The organism is Acinetobacter sp. CIP 102129 (assembly GCF_000368305.1).
Classification (GTDB): domain Bacteria; phylum Pseudomonadota; class Gammaproteobacteria; order Pseudomonadales; family Moraxellaceae; genus Acinetobacter; species Acinetobacter parvus.
On record NZ_KB849342.1, the window covers coordinates 1 to 16,225 of the forward strand.

The 16,225-nt window shown below is 37.7% G+C and carries 15 protein-coding genes and 2 pseudogenes; 9 read left to right on the top strand and 8 right to left on the bottom strand.

Translation table 11 applies throughout. The features are described 5' to 3' along the window. Positions 1-91 precede the first annotated feature (91 nt). The 3 genes and pseudogenes from F973_RS13930 to F973_RS13945 form a co-directional block, all read left to right on the top strand. Entirely contained in the window at positions 92-919 is an 828-nt protein-coding gene (locus F973_RS13930) for a copper resistance protein B (protein WP_004762536.1), read from the top strand. Between the two features lie 249 nt (positions 920-1,168). Next, positions 1,169-2,334, top strand: a protein-coding gene (locus F973_RS13940) for an IS3 family transposase (RefSeq protein WP_125316795.1) whose coding sequence is annotated in 2 segments (ribosomal slippage) — positions 1,169-1,436 and positions 1,436-2,334 — 1,167 coding nt in all. Because the reading frame shifts where the segments join, the coding sequence is not laid out codon by codon here. A 43-nt stretch (positions 2,335-2,377) separates the two neighbouring features. After that, positions 2,378-2,608: pseudogene (locus F973_RS13945) on the top strand (DDE-type integrase/transposase/recombinase); the annotation flags it as partial. Positions 2,609-2,668: 60 nt separating this feature from the next. On the opposite strand, the gene F973_RS13950 reads toward F973_RS13945, so the two are convergent. After that, the gene (locus F973_RS13950) at positions 2,669-2,890 is read right to left on the bottom strand and encodes a helix-turn-helix domain-containing protein (protein ID WP_004658364.1); all 222 of its coding nucleotides are present in this window, start codon (positions 2,888-2,890) and stop codon (positions 2,669-2,671) included. Between the two features lie 194 nt (positions 2,891-3,084). Between F973_RS13950 and F973_RS13955 the strand changes: the two genes are divergently transcribed. Further along, the gene (locus F973_RS13955) at positions 3,085-3,336 is read left to right on the top strand and encodes a hypothetical protein (RefSeq protein WP_004658363.1); all 252 of its coding nucleotides are present in this window, start codon (positions 3,085-3,087) and stop codon (positions 3,334-3,336) included. Positions 3,337-3,588: 252 nt separating this feature from the next. On the opposite strand, the gene F973_RS13960 is transcribed toward F973_RS13955, so the two are convergent. The 3 genes from F973_RS13960 to F973_RS13970 form a co-directional block, all read right to left on the bottom strand. Then, complete coding sequence (locus tag F973_RS13960) at positions 3,589-3,810, bottom strand: hypothetical protein (protein WP_001986288.1); 222 nt, start codon at positions 3,808-3,810, stop codon at positions 3,589-3,591. A gap of 33 nt (positions 3,811-3,843) precedes the next feature. Continuing rightward, positions 3,844-5,043: a tyrosine-type recombinase/integrase gene (locus tag F973_RS13965; RefSeq protein WP_000059658.1), complete on the bottom strand. Its 1,200-nt coding sequence runs from the start codon at positions 5,041-5,043 to the stop codon at positions 3,844-3,846. A gap of 393 nt (positions 5,044-5,436) precedes the next feature. Beyond that, positions 5,437-6,150 (bottom strand): phosphoribosyltransferase, encoded by a 714-nt coding sequence (locus tag F973_RS13970; protein ID WP_001986287.1) that lies wholly within the window; start codon positions 6,148-6,150, stop codon positions 5,437-5,439. Positions 6,151-7,007: 857 nt separating this feature from the next. On the opposite strand from F973_RS13970, the pseudogene F973_RS15150 reads away from it, so the two are divergent. The 4 genes and pseudogenes from F973_RS15150 to F973_RS13995 all read left to right on the top strand — a co-directional run bounded on the left by F973_RS15150 (position 7,008) and on the right by F973_RS13995 (position 10,613). Beyond that, positions 7,008-7,718: pseudogene (locus F973_RS15150) on the top strand (hypothetical protein). Positions 7,719-7,730: 12 nt separating this feature from the next. Then, positions 7,731-8,837, top strand: coding sequence for an ImmA/IrrE family metallo-endopeptidase (locus F973_RS13980; RefSeq protein WP_000482094.1), 1,107 nt, complete (start codon positions 7,731-7,733; stop codon positions 8,835-8,837). Between the two features lie 235 nt (positions 8,838-9,072). After that, positions 9,073-10,238 (top strand): IS3 family transposase gene (locus F973_RS13990; protein WP_155756441.1). Its coding sequence is split into 2 segments (ribosomal slippage): positions 9,073-9,331 and positions 9,331-10,238, totalling 1,167 coding nucleotides; the frame shifts between segments, so codons are not numbered across the junction. Between the two features lie 75 nt (positions 10,239-10,313). Continuing rightward, positions 10,314-10,613 (top strand): transposase, encoded by a 300-nt coding sequence (locus F973_RS13995; RefSeq protein WP_004762541.1) that lies wholly within the window; start codon positions 10,314-10,316, stop codon positions 10,611-10,613. Positions 10,614-10,753: 140 nt separating this feature from the next. Here the strand turns inward: F973_RS13995 and F973_RS14000 are convergent, their stop codons facing one another. The 4 genes from F973_RS14000 to tnpA form a co-directional block, all read right to left on the bottom strand. Then, the gene (locus tag F973_RS14000; RefSeq protein WP_004762542.1) at positions 10,754-11,305 is read right to left on the bottom strand and encodes a hypothetical protein; all 552 of its coding nucleotides are present in this window, start codon (positions 11,303-11,305) and stop codon (positions 10,754-10,756) included. A 35-nt stretch (positions 11,306-11,340) separates the two neighbouring features. Then, positions 11,341-12,987, bottom strand: a complete 1,647-nt coding sequence (tnpC, locus tag F973_RS14005; RefSeq protein ID WP_004762543.1) for an IS66 family transposase — start codon at positions 12,985-12,987, stop codon at positions 11,341-11,343. Positions 12,988-13,061: 74 nt separating this feature from the next. Then, a complete protein-coding gene (gene tnpB / locus F973_RS14010) occupies positions 13,062-13,451 on the bottom strand; it encodes an IS66 family insertion sequence element accessory protein TnpB (RefSeq protein ID WP_155756478.1) in 390 nt (129 codons plus the stop codon). Next, the gene (gene tnpA / locus F973_RS14015) at positions 13,394-13,777 is read right to left on the bottom strand and encodes an IS66-like element accessory protein TnpA (protein ID WP_004762545.1); all 384 of its coding nucleotides are present in this window, start codon (positions 13,775-13,777) and stop codon (positions 13,394-13,396) included. The genes tnpB and tnpA overlap by 58 nt, the downstream gene beginning before the upstream one ends. 391 nt (positions 13,778-14,168) lie before the next feature. Here tnpA and F973_RS14020 point away from each other — a divergent pair, with 391 nt between their 5' ends. Continuing rightward, positions 14,169-15,623, top strand: coding sequence for a SulP family inorganic anion transporter (locus tag F973_RS14020; RefSeq protein ID WP_004762546.1), 1,455 nt, complete (start codon positions 14,169-14,171; stop codon positions 15,621-15,623). Positions 15,624-16,225: the final 602 nt, after the last annotated feature.

The following is a 16,225-nucleotide window of genomic DNA, read 5'->3' on the forward strand; positions in this document are numbered from 1 at the left end:
ATGAATAAACTCATTGTAGCTCAAGTGGAAGATGGTAATTCTACAAAGACTGTTCCTCAGTCCCAAGTAAATGAGAAGGGAGTAAATCCACATGCAAATCACTAAGAATTTCTTCTCAAAAACAGTCTTATCAATTGCATTAGTAAGTATATCAAACTTAACTTTTGCTGATAACAGTACTTCGCAACAAGAAAGTAATATTACAAATGGGGGAGATAATATTATTCTGACCGCAAGTAAGAGATCAGCCCCATCTAATGATGATCATCTTAAAGAACATGGCGGACAAATTTATCAATTAACAAGACTTGAAAATGCATGGTTAGTTGATGAAGACGGTAAGGGCAACCTAGGAACAAGGTTTGATACTTTAATTGGGACAGATGAAAATCGTTTATTCCTTAAAGCAAATTTAGATAAGGCAGAAGGCAATGATCCTAAATATGATGTATCTGCACTTTACAGTCGTAATGTAGCACCCTTTTGGGATATACAAGCTGGTGTAAGATATAGTGAAGATAGAAATAACAACAGCAATAGAGTGGATGGCGTTGTTGGTATATTAGGGTTAGCTCCTTACTTCTTTGAAACTCAGGCTTATTTATACGGTGGTGAAAATAATTTCTGGGGAGCTAGTTTTGACGTAGATCGAGACTTATTACTCACCCAAAAGTTAATTACTCAACCATATATCGAAGCAGATATTGTATTCAATGATAATTCTGACTTTGCTTCTAAGACTGGTTTGTCTGAATTAAAGGCTGGTATAAAAACCAGATATGAGATTACTAAAAGGATTAGACCCTTTGTGGATGTTGCATATCAATATGAAAAAGGACAGAAAGCCACTTCTATGCAAGAGGCAACAGAGTCTGAAAAGGGATGGAAATATGGTGCAGGTATCGAATTAGTTTTTTAAAATAATATGACTTGGAATCATGAATGGTAGCTTCGGCTACTATTCATGAAATTGTTGTCATTTCCTTTCGAATCTGTAAAACTAAAAAAGCTTAAATTTTGGTCTTATCTCTATGCAGTGGTTAAAAACATGCCTATCGCTGTTTTTATCGTTTGCTATCCTTTTAGTAGGATCGGCTGCTGCTGATGTGTGCTGATAAAAACGGAAGCTTTCACTTGGTAAACTAAACGTACTCATCAGGAGTTTACCATGAGCAAAAAACCAAAGTTTTATACAGCGGAATTCAAAGCTGAAGCTATAAAACAGATTGAAGAAAATAAAGGCAATGTTTCGGAAACAGCAAGACAGCTTGGCATATCCATGCAAACGCTTTCCAATTGGTACAGCAAAGCTAAATCTGGAACATTAGTTGGAACACAACAATATTCCCCTGAACTTGCTGCTCTGCTCGAAGAAAATAAGAAGCTGAAACAGCAACTTAAAACTGCGGAATTGGAAAGAGAATTCTTAAAAAAAGCAGTAGCGTACTTTGCCAAAGAAAGTCAGTGAGGTACGCCTGCATGAAACAGTATAAAGATACATACCCAATCACCATGATGGCGAAGCTGTTAAAAGTTTCAGTATCAAGATTTTATGAGTGGTTGAAAAGTGGCTTAAGCCAAAAACAAATTCGAAGAAATCAGCAGACTATCATGGTGAAAATAGCACATCAGGAGACCAATGAAAGCTATGGCTATATTCGCCTGAGTAAGCATTTACACGCTCAAGGTGTTCAAATTAGCCAATATGCAGTACGTACAATAAAGAAGGTCAATAAACTCTTTTGCAAGCGCCATAAGCGCTTTAAAAGAACAACAAACAGTGATCACAACCGTCCCGTCTACAAAAACTTATTAGAGCAAAAATTTAACGTGAGCACTCCAAACCACGCGTGGGTAAGTGACATTACCTACATTTGGACAAACGAAGGATGGCTATATCTGGCTGCTTCAAAGGATCTTTATACAAAGCAGGTTGTTGGCTATAGTCTAAATGAACGTATGACAGCACAGTTGGTCTGTGATGCTCTTAAAATGGCTATTCGGAATCAAAAACCGCCACAAGGCTTAATTGTTCACTCAGACAGAGGCAGTCAATATTGCAGTCATGTATATCGAAATATGATTGAAAAATATGATTTTCAAGGTTCAATGAGTAAGCGTGGAGACTGCTTTGATAATGCACCAATTGAAAGCTTCTGGGGCATATTAAAGAATGAACTTATACACCATCGTACTTATGAAACGAGGGAAAAAGCGAAAGCAGATATTACAAAATACATAGAGCTATTTTATAATCAGCAAAGAATCCAAAAAGGATTGGATTTTAAGACACCAAATCAAATGGCAGAGGACTTTTACAGGTTGGCTGTCTAGAATCCTCCCAAGCGAAAGCCTCCGTTTTTATCAACACACATCAGACCTTGAGCACAGGCAGATTAAGTATAAAAATAACGTGATTGAATGTGATCATGGCAAGCTAAAGCGGATCATCAGGGCCACATTAGGATTCAAATCTATGAAGACGGCTTATGCCACAATTAAAGGTATTGAAGTCATGCGTGCACTACGTAAAGGACAAGCATCGTCATTTTATTATGGTCAGCCTCAGGGTGAAGTGTGTCTAATCAACAGGGTTTTCGGTCTCTAAGTACTTTTTAAAGGGAACATCATCGACTCAAATCTCTATTTGCAACAGTGCCGTATTAAGTTAATCTTTTTCTTCAACTTCTTCCTTAAACTCAAACAAATCATTCATCGTACAGTTAAAGTACTTACACAACTTATCGGCGACTGGTAATTCAATACGTACAGCACGGTCATAATACATACTTGTGAGCGTATTGCGATTGATACCTGTTGCATGCACCACTTCACTTAATTTTAAAATTTTTCTATCGCCCATGAGGCTAGATAACTTACAAGTAATCATATTTAAATTAATTTACAAAAAATAACTTGCTGTGGGTTATTTGAAGTTGTTGACTGAGTAATACTTTGCTAAAATCAACCTACAGCAGGTTATTACAACTTATAGAAAGTATATTTTATCCATTTCAACTAAATTATAACTTTTTAAATATAAGGATTGAACCTGCATTAGATTATTTTGTGGAGATGACCGCCGTGTTACCAAATGAGTTATTGATCAGCCAGCAAGCTCGTGACTTAGGAAATCAATTAATTAAAGAAATGAACATCAATAGAAGTTATGGAATGGCTAATTTTCTTGGAGTAAATACTTGCTATGATAATCATCAGGCTGTACTTATTTGGACATTTCAACTGCTTGAAAGGGAACCTGCCTTAAATGAATTAGCAGAAATTAAAAAATATTTTCTTTTAATCTTTCCAGATAGTGTTTATCAATTAGCCTAAGTTGTTTTTAAAATTAATTTATTAAATAAAAAGCACTAAATCAAAGAAAGCTTTATTTAAAAATACCTATTAATTCAAAAACATACCATTTACTGAATATATGAAGCATAAGTTCCTGCTCTATCACTCACTCGTACTAAAATTACATCGCTCTTTTTACTGATACTAAACAATTTATGTCCACGCCACGTTCTGCGGCTTCGAGGGCTAGTTTTTGTTGAACCACTGAGAACAAGGACAACAAACTGCCTACTATATTTTCCCGGAGAGTGGTGTAGGAACTTTTTCATTATTGCTAATCATATCAGCGACAACATCAGCAACGAGCTCCTCTATTCCTGAGAATGCTTTAGACTGATCCGCATCAAGCCAAGACAATGATGGAAACTCAGCACACAACCCAACATACTCATTATATTCTGCTGACCATGTAACACGGCAAGTATATTGTTTACTATCCATTTGAAACCCCATAATGTTTTAAGTCTATGTATAAAAGTACGATTTTCACTTAGCAGTACTTAAATAATCACCCCACCACTGCATCATTTCAGTCCGCTGGGCTAAATAGTCAGCGTGATTATAGCTGGCACGGGTACGGTTCTTATCAATATGTGAAAGTTGTGCCTCAATCCAGTTATCCTGGAACAAACCTGAGTCATTCAAAATGGTACTAAAAGTGGAACGTAGTCCATGAGAGGATAATTGATGTTTTCCATAGCCCATCTTACGTATAGCCATATTTAATGTATTAAAATGAATCGGTTGATTATGTTTCCGTGGGCTAGCAAAAATGTACTTTTCACCGTATGACCATTGCATGACGTCTTTTAAAATATCTAAAGCCTGATCTGAAAGTGGAACTAAGAAGTCGGGAATCTCATGGCCTAATATGACTTTTCGTCGAAACTGTTTAATATGCAAGGCAGGTATTTTCCAGATTTTTTCATTTAAATCAAAATGATGAGGCTCAGCCAATAACAATTCAGCCCCTCGCACGCCAGTATGTAATTTGAACAGCAGTGCTTTTTTAATAATCGGATGGGCATCCAATTTTAATAAATTTTTCTTAAAATCTGATATATCCTCCGCTTTCAAATACGGATAATTCTTCTTGATTTTACTGTTAATGGCGATTTTATTTAAACCATGCGCGATGTTGAATTCACAATAACCCATCGCTACAGCGTAGTCATAAATTTGGTTCAAATAACTACAAGCTTTCTTGACAGGTTCTTTTACTTGGCGTCCCTCTATTTTTTTGATTACTGAAACCAGGTCATAACGCTTGATGTTTTGAAAAGGTAAATCCTGAAGGTCTGGATAAATATCTTGCTGTAAACATCTTTCTGCTAACTGTAGTACACCGCAGCGGGGTGAATCATTAAATGCATTTTTCAGTTTGAACTGCAGCCACTCCTCCCCTACCTTACGAAAGGTGATGACATTAGAGACAGTATCATGCTCAAAACAATAATTATTGTCTTTAAAGTCATCTTTGACTTGTCGTGCCTTTTTCAGCGATAAATCAGGATAAAGCCCCAACTGAATGCGGCGACGTTTTTTTGTTTGTGGATCTGTATAGCGATAGCACCAAGATTTTCTTCCAGTCGGCTCAATCTTCAGGCTAAGTCCATCTTCATCGGATAAAAAACAAGTTTTTTCCTTGCAATGAGCTTGGCGAACTTTAATTTCAGTAAGACTCATGAAATTTAAATGAAACCTATCAGCGGATTGACGAGATCCATTATATCAAAATAGAAGAAAATATATATGATGCGTACACTACGCATCATATATATTTGTAATATATTGTTTTATATATTTAATATTTTAAGTATTTGTATTTTAGTAACCATTATAAGTACCACCTCTTCTTTAAGTTCCCAACAACTCACTTTTTCTGTCATCAATGTTAAATAAGTCTTGTGCTTTAAATTCTTAGATGACCTCCTCTACCCTTTATTATCATTTTTATAAAAGTAACTATATGTACTCATTAAAATTTGTAGAGCTCAAAAACAAAAAAGACCGCTATATAGCAGTCTTTTAACTTAATTAAATAATAATTAATTCATTTTCATCATAAGTGCATAAGCATCACGTTTGTTTTGACGCAATGATTCTATCTCGGACTTCGTCAGCTGTTTTACGAGAGTTGAGGATATACTTTGCTTCCCACTCTGTGAGCCTTTCGAAATCGTACCCGTAAATCGATTTCCACCATGCTTCAAGATTACCATATACATCCCTCAATTGCTGAAGAGTTTCTTTACTTAGAGCTAATTGTGATGAGTATTGTTTACCCGTCAGTGCATATGCTCCAATAACTTTATTCGTCCCAGTTGTTTCAATATGACCTTTTAATGCTGCAAAAGTACCACCTTGGGTCTGGGTATCATCAACAATAATAACACATTTATCATTGTTTATTGTCCCATCAAATGCTGGTGGGTTGGCTAATCTATGCCACCCATCACCGCCAGTTCTTGATACTTTTATAGCTTGAACTATATTCGTATCAACTTCAAGCCCAAGTTTCTTTGCTATAACTGCTGAAGTAGCTAAAGGAATCATATTACGACCGACTGCTTCCTCAGCATGTACAGGTACTATAATAGTTTCCCGACCATCGATAATTCTTTCTAGTTCAGCAATCGCCTCATCCGAAACTAAATCTTTAGCTAAAATATACGCACTTTCAACATCCCCTGCTTTAGCAGCTTCATACATGTAATGAGAGGTTGCATCTCCAAGACCACGGTCAATAACCGTTTTAGGAAACATATTCCAATCTGTGCGATATAACTTCATATTTTTAAATAAGTTTTAATGATGGCTAGCATTAAATTTTACACTAAATTTACCGCTAGCATCTCTTGGATATTATTTTTCGTATCAGGCAGCACTCTCAAAAGCCGTTTGTTTGGACAGTCCCCATGATCATACACGAGGCAGCTTCAAATACTTATGGGCCCATCCTATCCAGTTGTATCTTCTTGCATCACATGAATATTGTATACTCATTTTGACTACTTGAAAATTATGGAACAACGTCAATAAAAACAATAACTCTAGAGTCTTTAGTCGACATTCCTAAAAAGGTAAATTCAACATTTCTTTCCATATCATTTCTTTGTGTCTCTGGATGAACAAAAGAAACATAGCTTATTTCAAAGAATCGGGCTAGGGTTTTTATGCCAATGATTTTGTTCTCTTCATTAGCAATTAAAACATCTAATTCCAGATCAAACTCTTCTAATTATTTAATTAAATCTTTAACTTTCATTTTACTATCAACCTCTATGAATTATTTAAAAAATTAGCACAATGAAACTTGTGAAAAAAATGGATTTGAACAAAATTTTTTAGCAAAAAAAGCATAGCAACCAGAAAAATCTTTCCAGCAATCAACAAAAATATCCCCGTGTGCTTCCAGTTTACAACATTTTGACTACCACACTGCCCACAGTAGTAATAATAGCCTTTGATACGGCCACCGCATTCAGGACAATTTTTATGATTAATGAATAAGTTACTCAACGTCTCTTCTCCAAAATTCTTATTATCAAGTTGTAAGTGAAGATAGCACACATTTATAAAAATGTCTTTTTTAAAACATCAAAAGATGTTATAAAAAAGACATTCGCTACTTTAGGATAACTTTTAAGATGAATTTAAATCTCCTTGATGAAGAATCAATCCAACCTTCTGAACCCACGCCATGTGATTTTTTCAAAGGTGAAAATGCTATCAAAAAAGCTAAACAGTTAGGATTACCTGATCTCGAGTTAGTCAGAAACGCAATTATGATCGGTGATGCTGACTATAGAACAAATACTCACTATAACCGTGCACGCTTTATTGCACGATGGGGAAAAATTGGAGAACAGATTGCTTTACTGCTTCGACAATCTGATCCTGCTTGGATATTCCACAATGACAGCCAGCCAAGAATTGAGAATACAGTAAAGAAAATACAAATTATCTTTATGAGCGGGAATATTGCATTGGGGTTAGCTGATCAAGTTGTATCAGCACACTGTGAAAAAGGATTAATGACATTAAATAATATTAAGGAGAATCAGTCTGCTTATGATGATGAGACAAAATTGAGAACATGAATTTTATACTTTCCTTCAGCATCACATCCAGCCTATAAAGACATTGATATCCCAAATATTCCTTTTGAATTTGCATACCCAACTAGCTTCGTACAGGACTTAAAAGCGAAAAAAATTTCAATTTTACCAAGTGACCATACTTGCAGAATTGCATTTGAAATAGATAATACAGTTCCTGTAAAAACTGATCCTAAGCCAGTATTGGAACCATCTAATGAAATTAAACCAGATGATTTTGATATTCAGCTTGTAGTTTAATCTGAGGTTAATGTGTTTAATAAAGATCGTTTACGTATTGCTAAAGAATTACGAGGACTTAGCAATACCGATTTCGCAGAAAAATTGAGTTGCTCTATCTCTAAGGTAAAGCAACTTTTAGACGTGGATAAAGAAATCAATGAAAATGATCAAGATGATATATGCCGTGTATTAAATTTACCCAAGTCATTCTTTGCAGGTAATGACACACAACCACATGAAACAGACCAAATCTTCTATAGATCGGTTGCTCGTATTAAAGCACAGCATAGAAAAGCTAATGAGGCATATACTCTTTTAGCAATAAATATTAACAAGTACTTAAATCAGAAAGTAAAGTTACCTACTTTTCACCGTCCTGATTTAGATATTACTGAGTTTTTGGGTGAATCTAAGTATGCCGATCACCTAGCGTCAGAGTTGAGAGGTTTATGGGCTTTAGGTAATCAACCTATTAATAACATTGTTTCGTTGTGTGAGCTAAAGGGAATCCGTGTCTTTAGATTACCGACTGAAATTCGAGAAATTGATGCACTATCTTTTTTTGATGATGAAAGTGGTAGCCCTTTCATATTTCTAAATACATTTAAGTCTGCCGAAAGAGCCCGCTTCGATTGTGCACACGAACTTGGTCATATCGTTATGCATACGCATAACAAAAAAATTCGTGTCGAGAAAGATAATCGTGTTCTCGAAACTGAAGCGGATCAATTTTCATCTGAATTTTTAATGCCAACAGATGCATTTCTTTCTACTGCTCCACGCTATTTTTCACTAGAAAATATGATTGAGTATAAAAAGATTTGGCGAACATCCCTGAAGGCTATTAACTATAAAGCTCACAAGCTGGGATTAGTTAGTGATTGGGTTAATCGTAGTAACTCTATAAAGATCAATTCGTTGGGCTACAACATTAATGAACCTGAAGAAACTCATCGAGATGAGAGTTTGATGTTGCCCAAAATTATCTCTGTTTTAGCCTCACAACCATCTTTTGATAAAAATAAAATGCTTGATGAAATTGGAATCTCTGAAGAAGATTTTAATCAATTAACATTTGATGCTTTAGCTAAAGTTGAGCCCCCGAAGAAAAAACATAAGTTATATATTGTCGAGTAATACAAACCTTCCTTAAAAATAATGCGCCTTACGGCGCACTATTTATGCAAAATCCTGATTAATTTTTTTATGACTTCACGCCCAACGTAGTTTTGCATCCTATAAGTCATACTTTAACTGAAAATGTAACTTGCCCCATCATGACTTTTTTCATATAGCCTACTTGAACTGATGTGTGCTTAAAAAACAGGAGGGTTTAACTTGGTAAACTATACATACTCATTAGGAGTTTACCATGAGCAAGAAACAGAAGACTTACACCGCAGAATTTAAAGCTGAAGCCATAAAAGCCATTGAAGAGAACCAAGGTAATGTATCGGAATCCGCTAGACAACTTGGCATTTCAATGCAAACCCTTTCGAACTGGAATAACAAAGCAAAGGCTGGAACTTTAGCAGGCACAAAACAGTATTCGCCCGATCTAAACGCCTTACTCGAAGAAAATAAGAAGCTTAAACAACAGCTCAAAACAGCTGAAATGGAACGTGAATTTTTAAAAAAGGCAGCAGCGTACTTTGCCAAAGAAAGTCAGTGAGGTACGCCTATATGAAATCGCAAAGCCACTTATTTCCGATTATTTTAATGGCTCGATTACTTCGTGTATCCGTTTCTCGCTTTTATGATTGGCTAAAGCGAGGCATGAGTAAAAGATCAATTCAGCGAAATCAGCAGACAATTTTGGTCAAAATAGCCCATGAAGAAACCAAACAAAGCTATGGCTATGTTCGATTAACCAAGCATTTACAAGCGCAAGGTATCAAAATAAGTACGTATGCTGTGCGCCAAATAAAAAAATCAAATCAGTTGTATTGTAAGCGCCATAAGCGTTTCAAAAGAACCACGAACAGTGATCACAACCGTTCTATTTATGACAATTTACTCAAGCAACAGTTTTCAATGACGAAGCCTAATCTTGCGTGGTCGAGTGACATTACCTACATTTGGACGGCTGAGGGCTGGTTGTACTTGGCAGCTGTCAAAGATCTTTACACGAAACAGGTTGTTGGCTATAGCTTAAATGAGCGCATGACAGCCAAGCTTGTTTGTGATGCATTGAATATGGCTATTCGCAATCAGAAACCTGCTAAAGATCTCATTGTACATTCAGACAGAGGCAGCCAATATTGCAGTAATGAATATCGAAACTTACTTGAGAAATTTGATTTTCAGGGTTCAATGAGCAAAAAAGGCGACTGCTTTGATAATGCACCGATAGAGAGTTTCTGGGGCATACTCAAAAATGAACTAGTCCATCATCGCAACTACAAAACAAGGGAAGAAGCCAAAGCGGATATTACAAAATATATAGAGTTATTTTATAATCAGCGAAGAATTCAAAAAGGCTTGGATTTTAAGACACCAAATCAAATGGCAGAAGACTTTTATCGGTTAGCTGTCTAGAATCTCCCAAGTGAAAGTCTCCTGTTAATTCAGCACACATCATCTGTTACAGGTGAGTATTTTTATGCTTATGTGATGGGTGTTGCCAAACAGATCAAAGAGAAATACAACATCCCCCTCACTTTGATTGTGGATAATGCTTCTATCCATAAAAGCAAAAAAATGCAGGCATGGCGAGATTTACTGGAACAAGATTTCAATGTGAGGCTATATTTTCTTCCACCTTATAGCCCTGAACTAAATCGTATAGAAATGTTATGGCGATCAATGAAATATCAATGGCGTGAATTTAAATGGATGCCTACGAATGAGATTGTACAATGGGTAAATGGTATCTCAAGAGGGTTTGGTAATAAATACTTGTTTACTTTTTAGGAGTGACTTAAAACTATCACTTGGTTTACCTGTAAGTAAATTGAATACTTGGCATAATCCCAAATGGCTTGTTCATTGTAAGGTAAAGTGACAAAAGTAAAATAAGTCTACACAGCGCATTAAAAATACTGTGTCTGATTTTATGGTGATTCTGATGCTATCGCGATGAGTTTGCGCACTCTCTGAATATAGTATTTCGCTTCTTCATCGCGAGAGAAAGCACTGATACTGACTTTGACACCATCAGGCATTCTTAGTGTAACTATTGCAGCATCGTAAACAGGGTAGTCTGATTCCAGTTCAACTTTATATACTTGTAAATTTGAAAGGGGGTAATGTGTTAGCCTGCTTCTAAAAGGAGACTTTCTTTGAAGAATGATTTCTCTAGATATGGAATTTAACGTCAAATCAATTGAATCACCTAAAATTGCAAACCACAAAATCATAGTTGAAAAAACAAGAGGAAGGATCAAAAATCCGAAAGTTGCAAAAATGACTCCGAAAATTGGAGTATTTGTCCAATCTGTCGATTGTGCTAAGCCTAAATAGTACAAGACGAAAGGAATACAAAACAGAGACCAGGGCAGCAGAAAAAGCCGAATCCAAAAAGGAAATTCTCTTACGTAGCGTACTACATCTTCTTCGAAGATAATAAACTCCTCTGATCTTTGTAACTTATTTTTACTTATCATTTTCGTAAGCGTGCGCTGAACCCCATAGCTATTTTTTAATTTTGGTCGGGTTTCCAGCGGTGCGGCAGCAATTCTTCTATTTGGCTCACTTTATGTGTCGGCAACCTTTTCAGCACATTACTTAAATAGGCATACGGATCCAAGCCATTCAGTTTTGCTGACTGGATTAAAGTCATGATATTGGCAGCTCGTTGGCCGCTGCGCAGCGAGCCAGCAAACAGCCAGTTCTTGCGCCCCAACGCCCAGGGACGCATCTGATTCTCGACCCAATTATTGCAAATAGGTAGATTGCCATCATCCAGATAGCGGCTTAAAGCTGGCCAACGCTTCAGAGTGTAATTGATGGCCTTGGCGGTGGGAGAACTCGATGGCACTGTCAGATGATGTTGGTTGAGCCATTCATATAGTTGTTGCATCACTGGTTGGCTGTGCTGTTGTCGGTATTCGCGGCGGTGTTCTGCTGTACTATCGGTCTTTTTCCTGAGTTCTGCTTCTATCGCATACAGTTTCTGAATCATCAGTAATGCCTGTTCAGCGATCTGACTTTTCCCAGTCACATGTAGCTCATGGAATTTACGACGTGCATGCGCCATGCAGCCCACCTCAATGACATCGCCTGATTTAAAGCGTGCTTTATAACCACTGTAATCATCACAGACCAGATGGCCCTGCCAGCCATTCAGGAACTCTTCTGCATGCTGACCTGAACGGCTATCCTGAAAGTCATAGATCACCGCTTGAACTGGATTGTACTGTGTGGTGGCATAGGCCCAGACATAACCTTTCTTCGGTTTTTTCTCATCATCACCCATCCGCATAATGGTGACTGGTGTTTCATCCGCATGCAGCACCTGCTGTTGCAGCACCACCTGTTTTAAGGCATTGGCCAGAGGTTCCAGTTCTACACCGCAGCGACCTATCCAGTCAGATAACGTGGATCTGGACAGATCAATGCCAGCCCGCTGATAGATCAGGCGCTGACGGTACAGCGGCAAATGATCGGCATACTTCGATACCAACACATGGCTGAGCAATTCAGGTGAAGCAATGCCTTTATCAATCACATAGGCAGGCATCGCTTGCTGAGTCAGAGTGTCGCACTGATCACAGACCCATTTGCCACGGACATGCTGTTCCTTGTAGAACTGTGCCGGTCTGAAATGCAGTTTTTCACTGATATCTTCGCCGATACGACGTAACTGGCAGCCACAACTGCATTGGGTTGATGCAGGTTCATGCTCAATACGGATGGTGTGTAGATGATCGGGTAGCAGTCGACGTTTAGGTTTGTTGACTGTGGCTTTCTGTGTCGCTGCATCGGTTTTATCTGCATTTAATCGTTCTAATTCTAGATCAACAGCGGCAATATCTTCTTCGACCGCTTCATCCCAGAGATGGATTTGTTTTGCGGTGAGATGTTCGTTTTTACTGCCGAATTTGTGCTTTTTAAACAGCGCCAGTTCATGCTCGTATTTTTGGTTGAGAATAGAAAGATGTTGAACTTGAGCATCTAATTGCTGATTGGATACTTCAAGATGCTGAACTTTGGTATCTAATTGTTGGTTTGATTTTTCTAATTCTTGATTTGATTGTGCCAGAGACTGATGCTGCATTGCCAACTGTCTGGTAAATTCCAGCAGTTGTTCATGGGTCAGTTGGCTTAAATCAGGCAGCGTATTCATGACCGCAGTATGCCTGAGGTCATGAGAAGAATGAAATACAACATTTGGAGAATAGCAGAATGGACCAAGCTAGTTTAGAGCATTGTGACCACTTGCTGTCGTCCAATGCGCTGCCAAGGTAAACCCTGGATCAGTGCCTGTAACTGTTCCGGACTGATCGCCATGCTTTCACCCTGGTGAACCTGCGCCCAGTGGAATTTTCCCTGTTCCAAACGCCGGGCACACAGCCAGATGCCCAGTCCATCATGTACCAGCACTTTCATGCGATGGCCACGTTTATTACAGAACAGGTAAGCACAATGCGGTTTAATGTAGCCAAAGGCTCTCACCACCTGAGCCATGACAGTATCCATTCCTGCTCGCATATCCATGGGCTGGGTAGAGAGCCAAATTTCATCAATGCGGATCATGTTGCAAGTGCCTTGAGTAATTCTGCTAAAGCAGATATTTCTGATACTTGCCATTTCAAGCCAATTTCTGCTTTTGAGTGGGGTAAAGTAATTTGAACCGTTAACATGTCAGTAGGAGTAGGATCTAATGGTGCAGAGCAGGATAAGGCAATAAATGCAGGTTTATTCGGTAGTGGTGAGCGATCATTCCCAGGCTTACCATCAATTAAGCGAATCCATTTGGATACAAGATTTGTATTCAATCCATGTTGCAAAGCGACCGAAGCAATTGAAACGTCCGGTGCTTTACAAGCCTGAACGATCTGCTGTTTAAATTCAGCACTGTATGTTCTTCGTTTTTTCGCAAGAGATGCGATGGATGTCTGGTGATTTGTAGTCATAAATTTTAGTCCCCACTTGTTTTTAAGTGGGGACTAAATTAAGGCTTATAGGATGAATTCATAAGGTGTGTTCAGCGGACGCTTACTCATTTTCTTCTTGAATCACATATCTATCTTGATGGTGTTTTATTTATTATACGCTTATCAGTTTTTTTTATGGTAAACTCCTGATGAGTACGTTTATTTTACCAAGTTAAAGTTTCCGTTTTTATCAGCACACATCAACTCTAAAAAGTTCCTTCATCTTATGACACTTACGCCACCTTAAGTTTATTTATCGTCTTAAATCTGTAAATAACTCATCACTGTCTAGTGATGTGGTGTAGTCGTTTGTGTGTTGTATATATCACATCACTAGCCTATCTGAAAAATTAAAAAACAGGCTATGTTTATGTTATCTAATGTCCGAGAACAGTGGTTCTCTAACATCCGTGGGGATGTACTTGCCGGATTAGTCGTCGGTCTTGCACTCATCCCTGAAGCCATCGCATTTTCAATTATTGCAGGTGTAGATCCTAAAGTTGGTCTATACGCATCCTTCTGTATTGCCGTCGTGATTTCTTTCGTAGGCGGTCGTCCTGCCATGATTTCAGCAGCCACTGGTGCAATGGCGCTGCTTATGGTCACATTGGTCAAAGAGCATGGGCTTGAATATCTGCTGGCAGCAACAATTTTGACAGGCGTGATTCAAATATTGGCAGGCTATTTAAAGCTCGCCAAGTTAATGCGGTTTGTATCTAAATCTGTGGTTATTGGATTCGTAAATGCGTTAGCGATCTTAATTTTCATGGCTCAATTGCCTGAACTGATTAATGTGACCTGGCATGTATATGCTTTTGTTGCTTTAGGTTTAGCAATTATTTATCTATTCCCTCTGGTTCCCAAATTAGGAAAATTACTCCCTTCTCCACTAGTCTGCATCATTGCAATCACATTATTGGCAATCGCTTTAGGAATTGATGTACGGACCGTGGGCGATATGGGGTCTTTACCTGACACACTTCCAATGTTCTTGATTCCAGATATTCCTTTGAATATTGAAACATTGATGATTATTTTGCCTTATTCAGTCGCACTGGCGGCTGTAGGTTTACTTGAATCGATGATGACAGCAACTATCGTGGATGAAATGACTGATACGCCAAGTGATAAATATCAGGAATGTAAGGGACAAGGGATTGCGAATATTGCTTCTGGCTTTATGGGTGGCATGGCCGGTTGTGCAATGATTGGTCAATCTATGATTAACGTAAAATCAGGTGGCCTTACACGCTTATCAACATTCTCTGCGGGCATTTTTCTTCTTATTCTGGTTGTATTTATCAGCGACTGGCTCAAAGTGATTCCAATGGCTGCATTGGTAGCGGTAATGATAATGGTCTCTATCAGTACCTTTGAATGGAGTTCTGTCACTCAGTTAAAAGATAATCCTAAGAGCAGTAATATCGTCATGATTGCGACGGTGATTGTAGTTGTTGCTACGCATAACCTGGCTTTGGGTGTGTTAACAGGCGTATTACTTTCAGCCTTGTTCCTGGCGAATAAACTTGAAAATGATATCCAGGTGACAGCATCTTTTGAAGGAATGGCCCGTTTATATGAGTTGAGAGGTCAGATCTTCTTTAGTTCTTCTGAAAAATTCATGCAAGGTTTTGACTTTAAAGAGGATGTAAAGGATGTGATTATTGATTTGACCCATTCTCACATTTGGGATGTAACATCAGTCGCCATGCTTGATTCTGTTGTAAAAAAATTTCAAAAGAATGGTGTGAATGTCACTGTGCGTGGCTTAAATGAAGCCAGCTCTATCATGATTGATAAGTATGGAACACATGCCAGAATCTAAGCGCAGGAGATTTTACGTTTATGTAGAATCTCTAAAATTAACATAATACACGTTATGCGAAATTATTTTAATTTTTCATTAAAATTCAATTACATAATTATATAACAAAAGCCCAGCCACACCAGATTGGGCTTTTTATGTGAATAATTGTGTTTCACCTATTTCAAGATTTATGAACCTAAATTCTTACGATACTGAATGAAGCCTGTATTTTCCGCCAACTGATCGTATAAGATTCTTACCGGATAGTTGGTTTCATGGGTTAGCCAACGAAGAAAACCCATCTCTAATAGCTGCTTAACCTCTACTTTTAACTTCGATTATTTATGGGAGGATTACCGTTTCGAGCGCTAAAATTAGTGAGTTAATTGTCCGTTTTTACGGGGGCTAATATATTTAGCGTATATAAATCCAGTATATAAATTAAATATTTGCACAAAATCCTTTACTTATTTTGTTTATGAGATTAGATTTTATACAAGAAATTATTATTGGTTCAGTCGGGACCGAGGAAAGATAACTATAAAAAACCACCTAATTTGAGCAGATGCAACTCATACAGTGCGTTTAGCCCATAACCATAACCCAAACTTTATATACAG

Coding starts and splice junctions, on each gene's coding strand:
- F973_RS13965 (WP_000059658.1), bottom strand. CDS start 5,043: ATGAGTCTTACTGAAATTAAAGTTCGCCAAGCTCATTGCAAGGAAAAA.
- F973_RS13930 (WP_004762536.1), top strand. CDS start 92: ATGCAAATCACTAAGAATTTCTTCTCAAAAACAGTCTTATCAATTGCA.
- tnpA (WP_004762545.1), bottom strand. CDS start 13,777: ATGACTACAAATCACCAGACATCCATCGCATCTCTTGCGAAAAAACGA.
- F973_RS14000 (WP_004762542.1), bottom strand. CDS start 11,305: ATGATAAGTAAAAATAAGTTACAAAGATCAGAGGAGTTTATTATCTTC.
- F973_RS13950 (WP_004658364.1), bottom strand. CDS start 2,890: ATGATTACTTGTAAGTTATCTAGCCTCATGGGCGATAGAAAAATTTTA.
- F973_RS13960 (WP_001986288.1), bottom strand. CDS start 3,810: ATGGGGTTTCAAATGGATAGTAAACAATATACTTGCCGTGTTACATGG.
- tnpB (WP_155756478.1), bottom strand. CDS start 13,451: ATGGCAAGTATCAGAAATATCTGCTTTAGCAGAATTACTCAAGGCACT.
- F973_RS13995 (WP_004762541.1), top strand. CDS start 10,314: ATGGGTGTTGCCAAACAGATCAAAGAGAAATACAACATCCCCCTCACT.
- tnpC (WP_004762543.1), bottom strand. CDS start 12,987: ATGAATACGCTGCCTGATTTAAGCCAACTGACCCATGAACAACTGCTG.
- F973_RS14020 (WP_004762546.1), top strand. CDS start 14,169: ATGTTATCTAATGTCCGAGAACAGTGGTTCTCTAACATCCGTGGGGAT.
- F973_RS13970 (WP_001986287.1), bottom strand. CDS start 6,150: ATGAAGTTATATCGCACAGATTGGAATATGTTTCCTAAAACGGTTATT.